The following is a 556-nucleotide window of genomic DNA, read 5'->3' as shown; positions in this document are numbered from 1 at the left end:
AAGGTTGCCGCCAGCTCTTCAATGTTACGGAAGCGCTTACGAACCTGGACCTTGGATACAACGTCGTCAACAGGTACGGTAAGAACCTCTTTGCCTTTCTTGCCTTTGGCGGCTTTAGCAAGTTCGGACAGGCCTTTTAAATTGTTCAATGCCATCGCTTAGCCCACCTTCTCTAATAGTTCTTCCAACACCGCCTCAACTTCTTTGGCCGCGACATGTCCATAGCGAAGCTCCCAGACAGGGATGCCATCAGTCGTCGCCGTATCGAGCGGAGGCCGGTGCATAATTTTGTTCTCAAACAACAGATCCGGAACTGTGTTCTCCAGCGACTTGAGGGCTTTGTCGTGATTGACAGAGCGGTCCATGTCGTTGATCACGATGCCCAGGATCTCCAAATCTTGGTTGTACGCCTCGCGCACACCAATAATCGTGTTCAGGAGACCTTCTACGCCGTCCACAGCGAAGCCAGAGAGCTTTACTGGACATGCCACATGGGTAGACATCACCAACGCTGCCACCAGCTTTCTGCCGAGGCTAGGCGGACAATCAATCAGCA

General features: G+C 52.3%; 1 protein-coding gene. It reads right to left on the bottom strand.

Annotated features, from left to right (window positions below):
- Positions 1–158: 158 nt before the first annotated feature.
- The coding region (locus R7E78_RS29365; RefSeq protein WP_318059052.1) for a ParA family protein at positions 159–556 on the bottom strand (398 nt) is incomplete at its 5' end.

The organism is Vibrio sp. YT-19(2023) (assembly GCF_033337395.1).
Note: the sequence above shows the minus strand (reverse complement) of the source record. Positions and strands in the feature narration are given on the sequence as shown.